Here is a 19,522-nt window from a genome sequence, read left to right on the forward strand (position 1 = left end):
GGCCCGATCTCCCATGGCAAAAATCAAGGTGACCAACCCCGTCGTCGAACTCGACGGCGACGAGATGACGAGAATCATCTGGCAGTACATCAAGGACAAGCTGATCAACCCCTTCCTTGACGTCAACCTGATGTATTTCGACCTCGGGATGGAATACCGCGACAAGACCGACGATCAGGTCACCATCGACGCCGCTCACGCGATCAAGAAATACGGCGTCGGCGTAAAGTGCGCCACCATCACCCCCGATGAAGCGCGCGTGAAGGAATTCGGCCTCAAGCAGATGTGGAAGTCGCCGAACGGCACCATCCGCAACATCCTCGGCGGCGTGATCTTCCGCGAGCCGATCATCTGCAAGAACGTGCCGCGCCTGGTGCCGGGCTGGACCAAGCCGATCATCATCGGCCGCCATGCCTATGGCGACCAGTACCGCGCCACCGACATCAAGTTCCCGGGCAAGGGCACGCTGTCGATGAAGTTCGTCGGCGAGGACGGCACCGTGATCGAGCGCGAGGTGTTCAAGACCCCGGGCGCCGGCGTCGCCATGAGCATGTACAACCTCGACGAATCCATCAAGGACTTCGCCCGCGCCTCGCTGAACTACGGCAAGATCCGCAACTACCCGGTCTACCTGTCGACCAAGAACACCATCATGAAAGTCTACGATGGTCGCTTCAAGGACATCTTCCAGGAGATCTACGACGCCGAGTTCAAGAAGGACTTCGAGGCCAAGGGCCTGACCTACGAGCATCGCCTGATCGACGACATGGTGGCTTCGGCGCTGAAGTGGTCCGGCGGTTATGTCTGGGCTTGCAAGAACTATGACGGCGACGTGCAGTCCGACACCGTGGCGCAAGGCTACGGCTCGCTCGGCCTGATGACCTCGGTGCTGATGACCCCGGACGGCCAGACCGTGGAAGCGGAAGCTGCCCACGGCACCGTGACCCGCCACTATCGCGAGCACCAGAAGGGCAAGGAAACCTCGACCAATTCGATCGCGTCGATCTTCGCCTGGACCCAGGGCCTCGCCCATCGCGCCAAGCTCGACAACAATGCCGAACTGGCCAAGTTCGCCAAGACCCTCGAAAAGGTCTGCGTCGACACCGTCGAAGCCGGCTACATGACCAAGGACCTCGCGCTCCTGGTCGGCGCCGACCAGCGCTGGCTCTCGACCACGGGCTTCCTCGACAAGGTCGCGGAAAACCTGACCAAGGCGCTGGCGGCCTGATTTCCGCCCTCTCCTGACTGCACCATCCGAAAGTCCGGGCTGCCTCAGGCGCCCGGACTTTCTTTTGAGACGTCCGTATTCGAGGTGACCCATGACTGCGCCAAATCCCGCCGACGGCCATGACGATCCCCTGCTCTGGCTCGAGGAGATAGAGGGCGACAAGGCCGTGGCCTGGGTCGAGGCGCAGAATGCGCGCACCGATGGCTTTCTCTGCGACGATAACTACAGGCGCGACTTCGACGCGGTCATGAAGATCCTCGACGCCGACGATCGCATCCCGTTCGTCGGCAAGTCCGGCGAGCATCTCTATAATTTCTGGAAAGATGCGCAGCATCCGCGCGGATTATGGCGTCGCACGACGCTGGAAAGCTACAAGACCGATGCCCCCGATTGGGACGTGCTGCTCGATATCGACGCGCTCAACAAAGCGGAAGGCATCTCCTGGGCCTTCGCAGGTGCTGCGCGTTCGCCGGACAAGACTCGCGCGCTGATCAGCCTGTCGTTCAACGGCACTGACGCCATTGAGGTTCGTGAGTTCGATATTCCCAGCAAGAGCTTCGTTGCCGACGGCTTTATCATTCCGAAGGCCAAGACGCAGGTGAGCTGGGTCGATCAGGACACGCTGCTGCTCGGCAGTGCGCAGACGCCCGAGGACAGCACGGAGGCCGGCTATACCCGCACCGTACGCAAATGGACGCGCGGCACGCCACTCGCTGCGGCTGAAACCGTCTTCGAGGTCGAGAAGCAGGACGTCGCCGCCTGGTTCGGTGTCAACCGCCGACCAAGCCATGAAGGCGTGATGTACTGGCGCGCGCTGGATTTCACGCGCTCGCATATCTTCGTCGAGCGCAAGCATGGCCCTCATGCGGGAAAACGCCTGCGCCTCGAATTGCCGGAAGAAGTCTCGGTCTCGGCGGAAGCGGACGATCTCCTGATCAGCCCGAAGCAGGACTGGACCGTCGGCGACCAGACGATCCCGACCGGCGCACTCGCCGTCATCGACTTCGACCGTTTCCTGGCCGGTGCCCGCGATTTCGAGATCGTCTTCACGCCGACACCGACCCGGGCGCTGCAGTCATGGTCGGAGACCCGGCACGGCATCGTGCTCGAAATCCTCGACAACGTCCGCGGCCGCCTCGCGCTGCTGCAACGGAGCGAAGCTGGGTGGCAAGAAGCGCCATTGCCCGGCTTGCCCGACAACGCTTCGATCTCGGCACAGAATTTCGGCGGCGAGGACGATCCGGATTTGGGGACCGATTTGCTCCTCACTGTCACCGGCTTCGACAGGCCGACCACCACGGCGCTGTGGAACGGCCAGGGCGCGCCCGAGCCGCTGAAGAGCTCGCCGCCCAATTTCGATCCCGAGGGCATCGAAGTACAGCAGCGCCATGCGGTCGCGGCGGACGGCACCAGGATCCCCTATTTCCTGATCGGCAAGAATCTTTCTGCCGGCGCCCCGCCTCGGCCGACGATTCTCTATGGCTATGGCGGTTTCGAGATATCGCTGACGCCCGCCTATATGGGCATCGCGGGCAAACTGTGGCTCGAACAAGGTCATCTCTACGCCGTCGCCAATATCCGCGGTGGTGGTGAGTTCGGCCCGGCGTGGCATCTGGCTTCGCGCAAGATCACCAAGCATGTGGCCCATGACGACTTCGCGACTGTAGCGCGAGATCTCGCTGCATCAGGTACAACGACGGCGCAGAAGCTCGCCTGTCACGGCGGCAGCAATGGCGGACTACTCGTCGGCAACATGCTGACCCGCTATCCGGAATTGTTCGGCGCCGTCTGGTGCAGCGTGCCGCTGCTCGACATGGCGCGCTATACCAGGCTGCTCGCCGGCGCGAGCTGGATCGCCGAATATGGCGATCCCGAAATTCCCGACGAGTGGGCCTATCTGCAGAAATACTCGCCCTATCATCTCGCTGCGGCAGGCCAGAATTATCCGCCGATCTTCATCACCACCAACCGCACCGACGACCGCGTCCATCCCGGCCATGCCCGCAAGATGGCAGCGAAGCTCGAAGCGCTTGGCTATCCCGTCTGGTTCAATGAGACCGTGGCGGGTGGACACTCGGGCGCAGTGGACAATACCAAGCAGGCGCAGAGCCAGGCATTGGGGTTTGCGTTTCTGCGGCGGACGATTTGCCGCTAAAGCGATAGGATCATAAAAACATTCAGGGAGACCACCTCATGCCAGCCAGCAAAGTCGCCGTCATCACCGCAGGCGGAAGCGGCATGGGCGCTGCATCGGCGCGCCGCCTTGCAGCCGACGGGTTCAAGGTTGCGATCCTGTCATCGTCCGGCAAGGGAGAAGCGCTTGCACAAGAGCTCGACGGCATCGGCGTCACGGGCTCAAATCAATCGAACGACGACCTGAAGCGGCTGGTCGATGGCGCGCTGGAGAAATGGGGGCGCATCGATACGCTGGTGAACAGCGCCGGCCATGGTCCGCGTGCGCCGCTGCTCGATATCACCGACGAGCAGTGGCACACCGGCATGGATGTCTATCTAATGAACGTGATCCGTCCGACGCGGCTGGTGACGCCGATCATGCAGAAGCAGAAGGCCGGCGTGATCATCAATATCTCCACCGCCTGGGCGTTTGAGCCCTCAGCGATGTTTCCGACATCAGCCGTATTCCGCGCCGGCCTCGCGGCCTACACAAAACTGTTCGCCGACGGTTTCGCCGCCGACAATGTGCGCATGAACAACGTGCTGCCCGGCTGGATCGACAGCCTGCCGGCCACTGAAGAGCGACGCCAGAGCGTGCCGATGCAGCGTTACGGCAAGAGCGAGGAGATCGCGGCCACCGTCGCCTTTCTCGCATCCGATGGTGCGGGCTATATCACCGGCCAGAACATCCGCGTCGATGGCGGCATGACGCGATCGGTGTGACGACACGATCGCGGCGGCGCGACTAGACCGCCCCCGTCGCGGCGATCTGCAGCAGCATCGCCTTGGCGATTTCCCGCTCGCCCATGATCACGACATTCGCGCCGTGATGCTTGAGATGCGCGATCTCTTCTTCGGAATGCGCGCGGGCGATGATCGGCAGTGTGGGGCTGAGGGCGCGTGCCTTGGCGACGATCTGCCCTCCCTCGAACGCATCGGGAATCGCCACCAGCAATCCCCTGGCACCCATGACATTCGCAGCTTGCAGCATGTCGGGCGCCGCGGCATTGCCGGTAATCACTTCCACACCCAGGCTCTGTAGACGCTCGACGACACCCGGCGTGTCCTCGATCACCAGCAATGGCGTATTATTCAAACGCAGCGCTCTGCTGACCACGCTGCCGACACGGCCATGGCCGACCAGCACGACGTGATCCTTGAGCTGCGTCTCCGGCAACGGGACGCGCGGGACCGCTTTCTCCTTGCTGTCCGCAGCAGCGGCTTCGCTCGCTGCCGCTGCTGCTTTCGCGTCCTTGTCGGCCAGTAAGCGATCGAGCAATGCGAAGAACAGCGGATTGAGCATGATCGAGATGATCGCGCCGGCGAGCACGAGATCGCGACCGCGATCCGGCAGCAGGCCGAGGCCCACACCGAGACTGACGAGAATGAACGAGAATTCGCCGATCTGCGCCAGCGATGCGGAAATCGTCAACGCCGTCGATGTCGGATAGCCGAACAGCCGCACGATGCCGAAAGCCGCAGCCGATTTGCCGAACAGGATGATGAACACGGTGGCGAGCAGCGGCAGCGGTTCGCGCAGGATGATCGCCGGATCGACCAGCATGCCGACCGAAACGAAAAACAGCACCGCGAACGCGTCGCGCAATGGCAGCGTCTCGTTCGCGGCGCGCTGGCTGAGCTCGGATTCGCTGAGGATCATGCCGGCAAAGAAGGCGCCGAGCGCGAAGGATACGTCGAACACGATAGCCGCACCGAAGGCGACACCGAGCGAGATGGCGAACACCGCCAAGCGAAACAGTTCGCGTGATCCGGTATGCGCCACATAGTGCAGCAGCATCGGGATGACACGGCGGCCGACCACCAGCATGAAGATCACGAAGCCCGCGACCTTGCCGAGCGTGATCAGCACCGGCATCGCAAGTGCTGACATGCCGGCACCGTTGCCCTCGCCTTTCAGCAGACCTGCGATCGCCGGGAGCAGCACCAGCGTCAGCACCATTGCGAGATCCTCGACGATGAGCCAGCCGATGGCGATGCGGCCGCGCTCGCTGTCCACCAGACGTCGTTCCTGCAGCGCGCGAAGCAGCACCACCGTCGAAGCCACCGACAGTGCGAGGCCGAAAACAAGGCCGCCCCCGAACGACCAGCCGAGTGCCTCGCCGAGGCCGATGCCGAGCAGCGTCGCCACGGCGATCTGCACGATGGCGCCGGGGATTGCGATATTCCTGACCGAGAGCAGATCCTTCAGCGAGAAATGCAGGCCGACGCCAAACATCAGCAGGATAATGCCGATTTCCGCGAGTTCATTGGCGATGTTCTGGTCCGCCACATAACCGGGCGTAAATGGCCCCATCAGCACGCCGGCGAGAAGATATCCAACCAACGGTGAAACGCGAATACGCTGCGCAACCAGACCGAGAATGAAAGCCAGCACGAGGCCGACGACGACTGTCGAAATCAGGGGGGTGTTGTGCTCCATGTCGCTTTTTGCCGCATGGACGCATGGGATGCCAGCCTCATCAGAGGCTACTCATGGTCGCAGCGTCAACCGGTCACGTCATCGCGAGGTGCACTTGCGTAACGTGGTTGTCATTCCGGGGCATGGGAGCATCTTCGCGCACGCGAATCGGGAATCTCGACATAGTGAACATTTCGGGATTCGCAGCCACTCCAAGCGGAGTGGCTGAGGTTCACGCCGGCCTAGCGGCGTTCCCGGCGCCGGAATGACAAGATCAGGCGCCGATCGCCGCTGCGATGGCCTTCAGCGCTGCATCGGCCTTGGCGCCGTCCGGACCGCCGGCCTGCGCCATATCCGCCCGTCCGCCGCCGCCTTTGCCGCCAAGGGCTTCAGAGGCGATCTTCACCAGATCGACGGCGCTGAAGCGCTTGGTCAGATCCTCGGTGACGCCGACCACGACGCCGGCCTTGCCGTCTTCACCGACATTGATGATCGCGACAACACCCGAACCAAGCTGCTTCTTGCCGGCATCGGCGAGGCTCTTGAGATCCTTCATCTCGATGCCCGAGACGCTCTTGGCCATCAGCTTGACGTCGCCGACCGTCTTGACGTCCGCGGATGCGCCGCCAGCGGCCGATGCGCCGGCCGCAGCACCGCCGCCCATGGCGATGGTCTTCTTCGCCTCGGAGAGTTCACGCTCCAGCTTCTTGCGCTCGTCCATCAACGCGGCGATGCGCGCCGGCATGTCGTCGAGCGTCGTGCGAAGTTCGTTCGCGGCAGTCTTGGCGAGTTGCATCGTCTCATTGGCATGATGACGCGCGTGGTTGCCGGTCAACGCCTCGATACGGCGCACGCCGGACGACACCGCGCTTTCAGCCGTGACCGAGATCATGCCGATATCGCCGGTGCGACGCACATGGGTGCCGCCGCAGAGTTCGACCGACCAGCCGAGTGCATTGCTGCCGCTCTCGCGCGGCGCGTTGCCCATCGAGACAACGCGGACTTCGTCGCCATATTTCTCGCCGAACAGCGCGCGTGCGCCCGCCTCGCGCGCATCGTCCACCGCCATCAGGCGCGTGGTGACGGCGTCGTTTTCCAGCACGACATTGTTGGCGATGTCCTCGACGCGGCGCAGTTCCTCGGCCGTAATCGGCTTCTGATGGACGAAGTCGAAACGCAGACGATCCGGCGCCACCAGCGAACCGCGCTGGGCGATGTGATCGCCGAGCACCTGACGCAGCGCTTCGTGCAGCAGATGCGTGGCCGAGTGATTGGCGCGGATCGATGAGCGACGGGCGTGGTCAACTTCCAGCGCGAGCGCCGCGCCGGCTTTCAGCGTGCCCTGCTCGACCGTGCCGATATGCACAAACAGATCCCCGGCGCGCTTCTGCGTCTCGGTGACGCGGAACGTGACACCCTCGCCGGTCATCACACCGAGATCGCCGACCTGACCGCCGGACTCCGCATAAAACGGCGTCTGGTTGAGAACGATCGCGCCGGTGTCGCCGGCTTTGAGGCTGTCGACTTCCTTGCCATCCTTCACCAGTGCGGTGACCGCACCTTCGGCACTTTCGGTCTCGTAACCGAGAAATTCCGTGGCGCCGAGCTTTTCGCGCAGGCCGAACCACACGGTCTCGGTCGCAGTGTCACCCGAGCCGGACCATGACGCGCGCGCCTTGGCCTTCTGCTTTTCCATCGCATCGGTGAAGGATGCGATATCGACCGAAATGCCGCGGTTGCGCAGCGCATCCTGGGTCAGATCGAGCGGGAAACCATAGGTGTCATACAGCGTGAACGCGGTCTCGCCGTCGAACATGTCGCCCTTCTTCAGCGACGCGCTCTTGTCGTCGAGAATACCGAGACCACGATCCAGCGTCTTGCGGAAGCGCGTCTCTTCGAGCCGCAGCGTTTCCTCGATCAGGCTCTCGGCGCGCACCAGCTCCGGATAGGCCTGGCCCATCTCGCGCACCAGCGCCCACACCAGGCGCCACATCAGCGGCTCCTTGGCGCCGAGCAACTGGCCGTGACGCATGGCGCGGCGCATGATCCGGCGCAGCACGTAGCCGCGCCCTTCATTCGACGGCAGCACGCCGTCGGCAATGAGGAACGACGACGCGCGCAGATGGTCGGCGATGACGCGCAGCGAGGCCTTCATCGGTCCCTGCGGATCGGCGCCGGTGAGATCGGCGATGGCGCGGATCAGCGCGACGAACAGGTCGATGTCGTAATTGTCGTGCTTGCCCTGCAGCACCGCAGCGATGCGCTCGAGGCCCATGCCGGTGTCGATCGACGGCTTCGGCAGCGACACGCGGTTGCCCGGCGCCAGCTGGTCGAACTGCATGAAGACGAGATTCCAGATCTCGATGAAGCGGTCGCCGTCTTCATCGGGCGAGCCGGGAGGACCACCGGGAATCTTGTCGCCATGATCGAAGAAGATTTCCGAACATGGGCCGCAGGGGCCGGTATCGCCCATTTGCCAGAAATTGTCCGAGGTCGGGATGCGGATGATCTTGGAATCCGGCAGACCGATTTTCTTCCACAGCGCGAAGGCTTCATCGTCCTCGGAATAGACCGTGACCAGCAGGCGGTCCTTGGCCAGGCCGTATTCCTTGGTGATCAGGTTCCAGGCAAGCTCGATCGCACGTTCCTTGAAATAATCGCCGAACGAGAAGTTGCCGAGCATCTCGAAAAAGGTGTGATGGCGTGCGGTGTAGCCGACATTGTCGAGGTCGTTATGCTTGCCGCCGGCGCGCACGCATTTCTGCGACGTGGTGGCGCGCTGATAGGACCGCTTCTCGACGCCGGTAAAGACGTTCTTGAACTGCACCATGCCGGCATTGGTGAACATCAGCGTCGGGTCGTTGCGCGGCACCAGCGGCGACGACGACACGATCTCGTGACCGTTCGCAGCGAAGTAATTCAGAAATGCCGACCTGATCTCGTTAACGCCGCTCATATCAGTCCCATTGCGCCCAAGAACTGGCGCCTAAAAATCGCCCACGGCCCAGCCGCCGGCTGATGCCACAACCGGTTGCTTTTAGACCGGCGGCACTAGGCCTGTCCAGAAACTGTGCAAGCGGATCAGGGGCTTGCCGCAACAGCACAGGGCCGTTGATAGGTGCAGCAACCGCGTTGACAGATTCAGGGAACGCATGCTCTTGTGCCGGCGTTGAAAGACGTCACGTCGGGAGAGACCGGCCCCTGTTTGGGTCGGCGCCGAAGGAGCAACCGCCCCGGAAACTCTCAGGCAAAAGGACCGCGTGACAGGTTAGCATCTGGAAAGAGATGCCATACGAGCCCGAATGGGCTGATGGCGTCCGCCGACGGGATAATACTCTCAGGCACAGCGACAGATGGGGCTCGTACAGGCACTCCGGGAATGGTCCCGGGGGAACCGCGAGGACCCGTCATATGTCTGCTGCAGATGCGCTTGCGACCGATAAACCCTCAATTTTGAAACAAACGCCGCTGCATGCCCTCCACATCGCCCGTGGCGGCAAGATGGTGCCGTTCGCTGGCTATGACATGCCGGTTCAATACGCCACCGGGGTGCTGAAGGAGCACCTCCACACCCGCGCCGCCGCCGGCCTGTTCGACGTCTCGCATATGGGTCAGATGACCCTGCGGGCGAAGTCCGGGAAACTCGAAGACGCCGCTCTGGCACTCGAGAAACTGGTGCCGATGGACATCCTGGCGCTGGCACCCGGCCGCCAGCGTTATGCTCAGTTCACCAATGAGGCCGGCGGCATTCTCGACGACCTGATGGTAGCGAATTTCGGCGATCACCTGTTTCTGGTCGTCAACGCCGCCTGCAAGGATGAAGACGAGGCGCATCTGCGCGCGCATCTCTCCGACAGCTGCATCATCGAGACCCTGCCCGACCGCGCACTGATCGCCCTGCAGGGGCCAAAGGCCGCGGATGTGCTGGCAAAATTCTGTCCCGAAGCACCTGCGATGAAGTTCATGGATGCCGGTCCGCATCAGGTGAACGGTATCGCCTGTTTCGTCTCGCGCTCCGGCTATACGGGTGAAGACGGCTACGAGATCTCAATCCCGAACGATCAGGCTGAAGCCCTCACCTCTGCTTTGCTCGATCATCCTGACGTGCTGCCAATCGGCCTCGGCGCCCGCGACAGCCTGCGGCTCGAAGCCGGGCTTTGTCTGTACGGCCATGACATCGACACGACAACCACGCCCATCGAAGGCGGCTTGAACTGGTCGATCCAGAAGAGCCGCCGCACCGGCGGCGCCCGCGCCGGCGGCTTCCTCGGCAGCGACAAGATCCTTGCCCAGCTCGATGGCGGCGCACCGCGCAAGCGGATCGGCCTTCTGCCCGAAGGCCGCGCCCCCGTGCGCGAGGGCGTCCTGCTGTTCGCGAACGCCACCTCCACCGAATCCATCGGCAGCGTCACCTCCGGCGGCTTCGGCCCCAGCCTCGGCGCGCCAATTGCAATGGGCTATCTGCCCAGCGCGCAGGCAGCCGACGGCACCACCGTTTTCGCCGAACTGCGCGGCCAGCGCATGCCGATGAAAGTGTCGCCCATGCCCTTCGTCCCCCACAGCTACAAGCGTTGAGGAACTGACCCATGACCACCCTGTACACCGAAGACCACGAATGGCTCCAGATTGACGGCGACGTCGTCACCGTCGGCATCACCGATTACGCACAGTCGCAGCTCGGCGACGTCGTGTTCGTCGAACTGCCCAAAGTCGGCCGCGCGCTCAAGAAGGCGGAAGCCGCCGCCGTGGTCGAATCGGTCAAGGCCGCCTCCGACGTCTATGCCCCGATCACCGGTGAGGTTGTCGCGATCAACGACGCCCTCGCCGCCGAACCGGCGCTGGTGAATTCCGATGCCGACGGCAAGGCATGGTTCTTCAAACTCAAACTCGCCGACAAGAGCGAGCTTGATGGCCTGATGGATGCCGACGCCTACAAAGCCCACACCGCCTAGTCGTCATGCCCGGCGAATGCCGGGCATCCACGTCTCGGCCACAAGCGAAGACGTGGGGGCCCGGGACAAGCCTGGCCATCACGAGCTTCTGAAATTCGTTCGAGGAACAACAGATGACCCTGAACAAATCTTCCGGCGACGTCGCCACCGATTTCGTCCGCCGCCATATCGGCCCTTCGCAAGCCGATATTCGTGTGATGCTTGAAACGGTCGGCGCGAAAAGCCTGTCCGCACTGATGGGCGAGACGCTGCCTGCCTCGATCCGCCAGAAGACGCCGCTCGATCTCGGCCGCGCGCTCAGCGAAACCGAGGCGCTGGCGCATATGACCGAGATGGCAGCCAAGAACGCGGTGTTCATCTCGCTGATCGGCCAGGGTTATTCCGGCACGGTTCTGCCGACGGTGATCCAGCGCAACATCCTGGAGAACCCGGCCTGGTACACGGCCTATACGCCGTATCAGCCCGAGATCAGTCAGGGCCGGCTCGAGGCGCTGTTCAACTTCCAGACCATGATTTGCGACCTCACCGGTCTCGACGTCGCCAATGCATCGCTGCTCGATGAAGCGACCGCCGCTGCTGAAGCCATGGCACTGGCCGAGCGCGCCTCAAACGTTCAGACCAAGACCTTCTTCGTCGATCATGAAGTTCATCCGCAGACCCTCGCAGTGCTGCGCACCCGCGCCGAGCCGCTCGGCTGGAAGCTTCAGGTCGGCAATCCGCTCACTGACCTCGACAAAGCCGATGTGTTCGGCGCGATCTTGCAATATCCCGGCACGACGGGCACCGTGCGCGATTTCAAGCCGGCCATCGCTGCCCTTAAAGCAAAGGGCGCGCTCGCCGTCGTCGCCGCCGACCTCTTGGCGCTGACGCTGCTGGCCTCGCCGGGCGAACTCGGCGCAGACATCGCGATCGGCTCGGCGCAGCGCTTCGGCGTGCCGATGGGATACGGCGGTCCGCATGCCGGCTACATGTCGGTACGCGATGCGATCAAGCGCTCGATCCCGGGCCGCCTCGTCGGCCTCTCCATCGATTCCCGCGGCGAGCCCGCCTATCGTCTGGCGCTGCAGACCCGCGAACAGCATATCCGCCGCGAAAAGGCGACGTCGAATATCTGCACCGCGCAGGTGCTGCTCGCCGTTATTGCCTCGATGTATGCGGTCTATCACGGCCCCGAGGGCCTCAAGCACATCGCCCGCGCGGTGCATCGCCGCACGCTGGTGCTGGCCGCTGGTCTCAAGAAAGTCGGCTTCGCGCCGGAGAGCGAAGCATTCTTCGACACCATCACTGTGACCGTCGGCGACAAGCGCGACGGAATCATCGCTGCCGCTCAGGCCGAGAAGATCAATCTCCGCGTCGGTGACGGCACCATCGGCATCGCGCTGGACGAGACCACGACGCCGGAAACCGTGGAAGCCATCTGGCGCGCCTTCGGCGGCAAGCTCAGCTATGCCGATATCGAACACGACTTCAGCGACGCCCTGCCGGCTTCGCTGAAGCGCAGCTCGGCCTTCCTCACCCATCCGATCTTCCACAGCCATCGCTCGGAAACCGAACTGCTGCGCTATATGCGCAAACTCTCGGATCGCGATCTCGCGCTCGACCGTGCGATGATCCCGCTCGGCTCCTGCACCATGAAGCTGAACGCCACCACCGAGATGATCCCGCTGACCTGGCCGGGTTTCGGCAGCCTGCATCCGCTCGTGCCCAGCGAACAGGCCGCCGGCTATCACCAGTTGTTCAAGACGCTGGAAAAATGGCTGTGCGACATCACCGGCTATGACGCCGTGTCGCTGCAGCCGAATTCCGGTGCGCAGGGCGAATATGCCGGTCTGCTTGCGATCCGCGCCTATCACGCCGCGCGCGGCGACAGCCACCGCAACATCTGCCTGATCCCGTCATCAGCCCACGGCACCAATCCCGCCTCGGCCAGCATGGTTGGCATGGATGTCGTCGTGGTCGCCTGCGACAAGCGCGGCGACGTCGATGTCAACGACCTGCGCGTCAAGGCGGAGAAGCACGCCGTCAATCTCGCAGCGATCATGATCACCTATCCGTCGACCCATGGCGTGTTCGAGGAGCATATCCGCGAAATCTGCGAGATCGTTCATGCCAATGGCGGTCAGGTCTATCTCGACGGCGCCAACATGAATGCGCAGGTCGGCCTGTCGCGCCCCGGCGACTACGGCGCGGACGTCAGCCATCTCAACCTGCACAAGACCTTCTGCATCCCGCATGGCGGCGGGGGTCCCGGCATGGGCCCGATCGGCGTCAAGGCGCACCTGGCGCCCTATCTGCCCGGTCATCCCTCGGCCAATGGCGATGCGCCGGTCGGGCCGGTCTCGGCCGCGCCCTATGGTTCGGCGTCGATCCTGACGATCTCCTATATCTACATCCTGATGATGGGCGGCGCAGGCCTGACCTCGGCCACCGAGCTTGCAATCCTCAATGCGAACTACGTCGCCACGCGACTGCATCCGCATTTCCCGGTGCTGTATCGCAACGAGAAGGGACGCGTGGCGCATGAATGCATCATCGATCCGCGCGCATTGAAGACGTCCGCTGGCGTCACCGTGGACGATATCGCCAAGCGGCTGATCGACTACGGCTTCCATGCGCCGACCATGAGCTTCCCCGTCGTGGGGACGCTGATGATCGAGCCGACAGAGTCGGAATCGAAACTCGAACTCGATCGGTTCTGCGAGGCGATGATTGCGATCCGCAAGGAGATCACCGATATCGAGAGCGGCCGCTGGACCGTCGAGGCATCGCCGCTGCGTCATGCGCCGCACACGGTGCACGACATCGCCGAGGACGACTGGAAGCGCGCTTACACCCGCGCGGAAGGCTGTTTCCCGGCCGGCACCTCACGCACCGACAAATACTGGTGCCCGGTCGGCCGCGTCGACAACGTGTATGGCGACCGCAACCTGGTGTGCTCGTGCCCGCCGATGGAAGACTACGCACAGGCAGCAGAGTAACAATAAAAAAGCCACCCGCGATCAATCGCGGGTGGCTTGATTTTGACGTCGATTAAGCCGCCAGCGTAGTCTCGACCAGCTTCACCCAATAGGACGTGCCGTAGACGATCGCGTCATCGTTGAAGTTATAGGCGGGGTGATGCAGCCCGGCGCTGTCGCCGTTGCCGCAGAAGATGAAGGCGCCGGGGCGCGCTTCCAGCATATAGGCAAAGTCCTCCGCGCCCATCACCGGCGGCATGTCCACATTGACCTTCTCCGCACCGGAGATCTCGCTGGCGACACGCACCGCCATGTCGGTCTCGGCGCGGTGATTGACCACGACGGGATAACCGCGGTCATAATCAAGCACGATCTTGGCGCCGGTCTGCTGCGCTACGCCGTTGACGACCTCGTTCATGCGCTTTTCCATGAGATCGCGCACCTCGGAGTTCAATGTCCGCACGGTGCCGCGCAATTCAGCGGTCCCCGGAATGACGTTGCTGGCGTGGCCGGCATGGAATTCGCAGATCGACAGCACCGCGGATTCCAGCGGATTGACGGTTCGGGAGACGATCGTCTGCAGCGCCACCACGAGCTGCGAGCCGACCAGCACGGAATCGATGGTCTTGTGCGGATAGGCCGCATGGCCGCCCTTGCCCTCGATCTGGATCGAGATGCGATCCATCGCCGCCATGATCGGGCCTGGACGCAGCGCGAAGGAGCCGACGGGCATGCCGGGATTGTTGTGCATACCGTAGACCTGATCGATCTTGAAGCGATCCATCAGGCCGTCCTTGATCATCGCCGCAGCGCCGGCACCGCCCTCTTCGGCCGGCTGGAAGATGACGACGGCATCGCCGGCGAAGTTGCGGGTCTCCGCGAGATATTGCGCCGCGCCCAGCAGCATCGACGTGTGCCCATCGTGACCGCAGGCATGCATCTTGCCGGGGGTCTTCGAGGCGTAAGGCAGGTTGGTCTCTTCCTCAATCGGCAGCGCGTCCATGTCGGCGCGCAGCCCGATCACCTTGTGTTCGCCGGAAGCCGGCTTGCGCCCCTTGATGACGCCAACGACACCGGTTCGTCCCAAGCCCGTCACAACTTCGTCGCAGCCGAATTCCTTCAGCCGTTCCGCCACGAAGCCCGCAGTCCGGTGCACGTCATACATCAGCTCGGGATGAGCATGCAGATCACGGCGCCAGGCCATGATTTCCGGTTGCAGATCGGCGACGCGATTGATGATGGGCATGGTCAGGTCTCGATGCAGTGGGACGGCGATATCCCTGTCTAGCATGTCGCGTGCCAACGGCCCACCCCACCGGCCCCACCCCGCGCTGTACAGACGCCCCCGGCCCCGTTAATCCCTTTGAGCACGGCGGATGAGACCGTGAATGGATGCGGCAGGGAAACGATGGCGACACGGCTTGAGGGTGATTTCGACTATATCGTGGTCGGTGCGGGTACCGCCGGTTGCATCGTCGCCAATCGCCTCTCGGCAGATCCCGGCAAGCGCGTCCTCATCCTCGAAGCCGGCGGCAACGACAACTGGATCTGGTTTCACATTCCGGTCGGCTACCTTTTCGCCATCGGCAATCCCCGCTCCGACTGGATGTTCCGCACCGAGCCGGAGCCCGGCCTCAATGGCCGCGCGCTGGCCTATCCGCGCGGCAAGGTGATCGGCGGCTCCTCGGCGATCAATGCCATGATCTCGATGCGCGGCCAGGCGGCCGACTACGATCACTGGCGGCAGCTAGGCCTCAATGGCTGGGGCTATGACGATGTGCTCCCGGCGTTCAAGAAACTGGAAGATCATTTCCTCGGCGCCAGCGAACATCACGGCGCGGGTGGCGGCTGGCGTATCGAAGAACCGCGGCTATCGTGGGAGGTGCTCGACGCCGTCGGCAATGCCGCCGCCGAAATGGGCATTCGCAAGACCGCCGATTTCAACACCGGCGACAATGAAGGTATTGGCTATTTCCACGTCAACCAGAAGCGCGGTCGCCGCTGGTCGTCGGCCCGTGGCTTCCTCAAGCCAGCACTGAACCGCCCTAATCTGCGCCTCGAAACCAAGGTGATGGTCGACCGCCTGATCGTCGAGAACGGCCGCGCGGTCGGCGTGCGTTTCATCCAGAACGGCCAGGAAATCGAGGCACGCGCCAAGGGCGACGTCATCCTTTGTGCCGGCGCGGTCGGCTCGCCGCATCTGTTGCAGCGCTCCGGCATAGGACCGGCGGAGTGGTTGTCCGCCGCCGGTGTCGACGTCACACTTGACCGTCAGGGCGTCGGTCGCAACCTGCAGGATCACCTGCAGCAACGCGCCATCTACAAGGTCTCCGGCGTGCGCACGCTGAACGAGACCTATTACAATCTGTTCCGTCGTGGCTGGATGGGCATCGATTACGTGCTGCGCCGCCGCGGCCCGCTCACCATGGCGCCATCACAGCTTGGCATCTTCACGCGCTCCGATCCCCATCGCGAACGCGCAAATATCCAGTTTCACGTACAGCCGCTGTCGCTCGACAAATTCGGCGATCCGCTGCATCGCTTTCCGGCGATCACCATCGCTGCCTGCAATCTGCAGCCAACATCGCGCGGCGAGATCAAGCTGCGCTCGGCGAAGCCCGATGAAGCCCCGGCCATCGCTCCGCACTATCTCTCGACGGACGACGACCGTCAGGTTGCTGCCGATGCAATCCGCGTCACGCGCAGGCTGATGAAGCAGAAGACGCTCGCCGCCTATCATCCCGAGGAATATCTGCCGGGGCCCTCTGTTGGCGACGATGCGGAGTCGCTGGCCAAGGCTGCCGGCGATATCGGCACCACCATCTTCCATCCCGTCGGGACCGCGAAAATGGGCACGGCCTCGGACCCGATGGCCGTAGTGGACGAGCGGCTGCGCTTTTTCGGGATCGCCGGACTGCGGGTTGTGGACGCCTCGGTGATGCCGACGATCACGTCGGGCAACACCAATACGCCAACCGCCATGATCGCGGAAAAAGGCGCGTCGATGATCATCACGGATTCGCGATAATCGCATTTCGCGGGAATAAATTTCCGTCTCCACCGATCAAGTCCCCATAGCCCAATCCAGGGCGATGGAGATTGGCGATGAGTGCATTCGATCACGATCACTCCCAGGACGACCCAAGGCTGAGCCGTCGAAAGGTACTGGAGTGCATGACCTGGGCTGGCACCGGCGTGCTCTGGAGCATTGCCGGCGGTGTCCCGCATGCGCTTGGCCTGGTCGATTCAGCACGAGCGGCGGAGCCCACCGGTCTGACATTCCTGCAGATCAGCGACAGCCATATCGGCTTCGACAAGCCCGCCAATCCCAACGCCATCGGCACGCTCGAGGAGGCCATCGGCCGGATCAAAGCCATGCCGGTGAAGCCCTCGTTCATGATCCATACCGGCGATATCAGCCACCTCTCCAAGGCCTCCGAATTCGACGATGCCGACCGCATCATTTCGCAAGCGCGGCTCGATGTGCATTACGTTCCGGGGGAGCATGATTTCATCGACGAGGAGGTCAAGCTCTACCGCGAGCGCTACGGACGCGGCACCAAGGGCTCAGGCTGGTATTCCTTCGACGCAAGCGGCGTACACTTCATCGGGCTTGTGAACGTCGTCGATCTCAAGGCCGGCGGGCTTGGAAACCTCGGCGCCGAACAGCTCGCATGGCTGGAAGACGACCTGCGCGGTCGGTCGAAATCCACGCCGATCGTGGTGTTTGCGCATATTCCACTCTGGACGGTCTATCCGACCTGGGGATGGGGCACTGAAGACGGCGCGCGGGCGCTGGACTACCTCAAGGGCTTCGGCTCCGTCACGGTGCTGAACGGCCATATCCATCAGGTGATGCAGAAAGTGGAAGGTAACGTGACGTTCCACACCGCACGCTCAACCGCGTTTCCACAACCTGCACCGGGCACAGCGCCTTCGCCCGGCCCCATGAAGGTGGCCGACGACAAGTTACGCGGCCTGCTGGGCATCGCCAGCATCATCTTCAAACCCGGCGATGAACGCCTCGCCATCATAGACACCCCGTTGCAGGGCTAGGGGCATCGCAACATGACATCCTTCGCCTTACGCAACATCTGCATCCGTCTCGCCATCTTTGCCGTCGTGGCCTCCTGCATGACGGCGGCGCACTGCGAAGACCTCATGGTGACGATCGACAACTTCACCTTCGAGCCGGCACAACTCACCATCAAGGTCGGCACGACCGTCACCTGGAAGAACCGAGACGATATCCCGCATACCGTGGTCTCAGCCGGCAAATTCAGGTCGAAACCACTGGACACTGACGATAGCTACTCCTTCACGTTCACGTCACCGGGTGACTACAAGTATTTTTGCTCGCTACATCCGCATATGACGGGGATGATCAAGGTTGAGTAGCAGCCAAAACCAAGGCATCACAACGATGCCCGGCCTCTGGAAACCCAGCAGCCGGGCATCGGCCGGCAAGGACAAGTCGATGCCAGCTCACAGACCCGACGACGATGGCGAGAGAACGCGTCGTTTCCGCGAGGCCGCGCTCCCATGTCTCGACGACGTCTATACGCTGGCCCGCTATCTGCTGCGCGATGCCGACGCCGCCGAAGACGCCGTACAGGAGTGCTATCTGCGCGCGCTGAAACATTTCGACAGCTATCGCGGGCCTGCCATCAAACCATGGCTGTTCGCCATTCTGCGCAATATCTGCCAGGCGGAGTTCGCCCGTCGCGTGAACTCACCAACCGCGATCGCCGAAATCGCTGAGGCAGAGTCGCAGGAAGCGGCACCGCTCTGGCATGAGACACAGGCTTCGCCGGAAGCGGAGCTGCTCCGGCGTCGCGATGCCACCACGATCCAGCGCCTGGTGAGCACACTCGCCGAGCCGTTCAGGGAAATCCTGGTGCTGCGAGAAATGCAAAACCTGTCTTACCGCGAAATCTCCGACATCGTCGGCGCGCCCATCGGCACCGTAATGTCCCGCCTCGCCCGCGCACGCGCGATGCTCCGCACCGCGTGGATGGCTGAAGAGGAGCCGCACAAATGACCTGCGACGAGGCCGAGATCCTTCTTCACGCATTGCTCGACGGCGAACTCGACGCCGGGCATGCCCGTGAGGTCGAGGCGCACATTGCCACCTGCGAGCGCTGCGCCGCCCAATTGAAAGCCTATCGCGACATGCGATCCGCAATGGCCGCCAGCGATCTGCACTTTACGGCGCCTCCACAGCTACGTCGGCGCATCGAAGCGGCACTCCCGAAGGCACGCACACCAGATCGTCGCGCCGTGCTGAAAGGCTTCGCGATGGGATCAGTGTTGTCCGCCGTGGCTGCGACCGGTCTCGTCGTGGTCGTGCTTCGCCATGAAGACGAGCAGCGTATTCTGTCGGATGTGGTGTCGGCGCATCTGCGCGCGCTGCAGGCCGGGCACCTCACCGACGTGCTCTCCACCGATCGGCACACGGTGAAGCCATGGTTCAACGGCCGGCTTGACGTGGCGCCACCGGTTGTCGATCTCACCACGCAGGGTTTCACGCTCATCGGCGGGCGGCTTGATTATGTTAATGGACGAACGATCGGCGCCATCGTCTACCGGCGGCGCACCCACGTGATCAATCTGTTCGTTGCACAGACGACAAATGCAGAGCCACGCGTAGCCAAGATCGAGACCGTTCAGGGCTTCAACATTCGCCATTGGAGCGAGCGCGGCCTGACTTACTGGGCAGTCAGCGATCTGAACGCCGATGAACTTGCCGATTTCGGCAGCAAGTTCGAACTTGCGATGGGAGCGAGCTGAA

Annotated in this window: 14 protein-coding genes and 1 riboswitch; of the genes, 11 read left to right on the forward strand and 3 right to left on the reverse strand. The window is 62.9% G+C overall.

Annotation, left to right across the window (positions count from 1 at the left end):
• The first annotated feature begins 13 nt into the window (after positions 1 to 13).
• From ACEK02_RS00805 to ACEK02_RS00815, 3 genes are all read left to right on the forward strand, one after another.
• Positions 14 to 1,228, forward strand: coding sequence for an NADP-dependent isocitrate dehydrogenase (locus tag ACEK02_RS00805; RefSeq protein WP_371419912.1), 1,215 nt, complete (start codon positions 14 to 16; stop codon positions 1,226 to 1,228).
• A gap of 91 nt (positions 1,229 to 1,319) precedes the next feature.
• Positions 1,320 to 3,383: a prolyl oligopeptidase family protein gene (locus ACEK02_RS00810; RefSeq protein WP_371419913.1), complete on the forward strand. Its 2,064-nt coding sequence runs from the start codon at positions 1,320 to 1,322 to the stop codon at positions 3,381 to 3,383.
• Positions 3,384 to 3,421: 38 nt separating this feature from the next.
• Positions 3,422 to 4,126 (forward strand): SDR family oxidoreductase, encoded by a 705-nt coding sequence (locus ACEK02_RS00815; protein WP_371419914.1) that lies wholly within the window; start codon positions 3,422 to 3,424, stop codon positions 4,124 to 4,126.
• A gap of 22 nt (positions 4,127 to 4,148) precedes the next feature.
• Here the strand turns inward: ACEK02_RS00815 and ybaL are convergent, their stop codons facing one another.
• Both ybaL and alaS read right to left on the reverse strand, forming a co-directional pair.
• Complete coding sequence (gene ybaL, locus ACEK02_RS00820) at positions 4,149 to 5,843, reverse strand: YbaL family putative K(+) efflux transporter (protein WP_371419915.1); 1,695 nt, start codon at positions 5,841 to 5,843, stop codon at positions 4,149 to 4,151.
• 253 nt (positions 5,844 to 6,096) lie between these two features.
• Positions 6,097 to 8,778 (reverse strand): alanine--tRNA ligase, encoded by a 2,682-nt coding sequence (gene alaS / locus ACEK02_RS00825; RefSeq protein ID WP_371419916.1) that lies wholly within the window; start codon positions 8,776 to 8,778, stop codon positions 6,097 to 6,099.
• Positions 8,779 to 8,996: 218 nt separating this feature from the next.
• A riboswitch (glycine riboswitch) is annotated at positions 8,997 to 9,091 on the forward strand.
• A 142-nt stretch (positions 9,092 to 9,233) separates the two neighbouring features.
• Between alaS and gcvT the strand changes: the two genes are divergently transcribed.
• The 3 genes from gcvT to gcvP all read left to right on the forward strand — a co-directional run bounded on the left by gcvT (position 9,234) and on the right by gcvP (position 13,752).
• Positions 9,234 to 10,397, forward strand: a complete 1,164-nt coding sequence (gene gcvT, locus ACEK02_RS00830) for a glycine cleavage system aminomethyltransferase GcvT (protein ID WP_371419917.1) — start codon at positions 9,234 to 9,236, stop codon at positions 10,395 to 10,397.
• An 11-nt stretch (positions 10,398 to 10,408) separates the two neighbouring features.
• The gene (gcvH, locus tag ACEK02_RS00835) at positions 10,409 to 10,774 is read left to right on the forward strand and encodes a glycine cleavage system protein GcvH (RefSeq protein ID WP_371419918.1); all 366 of its coding nucleotides are present in this window, start codon (positions 10,409 to 10,411) and stop codon (positions 10,772 to 10,774) included.
• Between the two features lie 113 nt (positions 10,775 to 10,887).
• The gene (gene gcvP, locus ACEK02_RS00840; protein WP_371419919.1) at positions 10,888 to 13,752 is read left to right on the forward strand and encodes an aminomethyl-transferring glycine dehydrogenase; all 2,865 of its coding nucleotides are present in this window, start codon (positions 10,888 to 10,890) and stop codon (positions 13,750 to 13,752) included.
• Positions 13,753 to 13,804: 52 nt separating this feature from the next.
• Here the strand turns inward: gcvP and ACEK02_RS00845 are convergent, their stop codons facing one another.
• A complete protein-coding gene (locus ACEK02_RS00845) occupies positions 13,805 to 14,977 on the reverse strand; it encodes a M20 aminoacylase family protein (protein ID WP_371419920.1) in 1,173 nt (390 codons plus the stop codon).
• A 162-nt stretch (positions 14,978 to 15,139) separates the two neighbouring features.
• Between ACEK02_RS00845 and ACEK02_RS00850 the strand changes: the two genes are divergently transcribed.
• The 5 genes from ACEK02_RS00850 (at position 15,140) to ACEK02_RS00870 (ending at position 19,521) form a co-directional block, all read left to right on the forward strand.
• Positions 15,140 to 16,759: a GMC family oxidoreductase gene (locus tag ACEK02_RS00850; RefSeq protein WP_371419921.1), complete on the forward strand. Its 1,620-nt coding sequence runs from the start codon at positions 15,140 to 15,142 to the stop codon at positions 16,757 to 16,759.
• A gap of 77 nt (positions 16,760 to 16,836) precedes the next feature.
• The gene (locus ACEK02_RS00855; RefSeq protein ID WP_371419922.1) at positions 16,837 to 17,787 is read left to right on the forward strand and encodes a metallophosphoesterase; all 951 of its coding nucleotides are present in this window, start codon (positions 16,837 to 16,839) and stop codon (positions 17,785 to 17,787) included.
• A gap of 12 nt (positions 17,788 to 17,799) precedes the next feature.
• Positions 17,800 to 18,129 (forward strand): cupredoxin family copper-binding protein, encoded by a 330-nt coding sequence (locus tag ACEK02_RS00860; RefSeq protein ID WP_371419923.1) that lies wholly within the window; start codon positions 17,800 to 17,802, stop codon positions 18,127 to 18,129.
• Positions 18,130 to 18,208: 79 nt separating this feature from the next.
• Positions 18,209 to 18,772, forward strand: a complete 564-nt coding sequence (locus ACEK02_RS00865; protein ID WP_371419924.1) for a sigma-70 family RNA polymerase sigma factor — start codon at positions 18,209 to 18,211, stop codon at positions 18,770 to 18,772.
• Positions 18,769 to 19,521 (forward strand): anti-sigma factor, encoded by a 753-nt coding sequence (locus ACEK02_RS00870; RefSeq protein ID WP_371419925.1) that lies wholly within the window; start codon positions 18,769 to 18,771, stop codon positions 19,519 to 19,521. Before ACEK02_RS00865 ends, ACEK02_RS00870 begins: the two co-directional genes overlap by 4 nt.
• Position 19,522: the final 1 nt, after the last annotated feature.

This window comes from Tardiphaga sp. (genome assembly GCF_041424195.1).
Classification (GTDB): domain Bacteria; phylum Pseudomonadota; class Alphaproteobacteria; order Rhizobiales; family Xanthobacteraceae; genus Tardiphaga.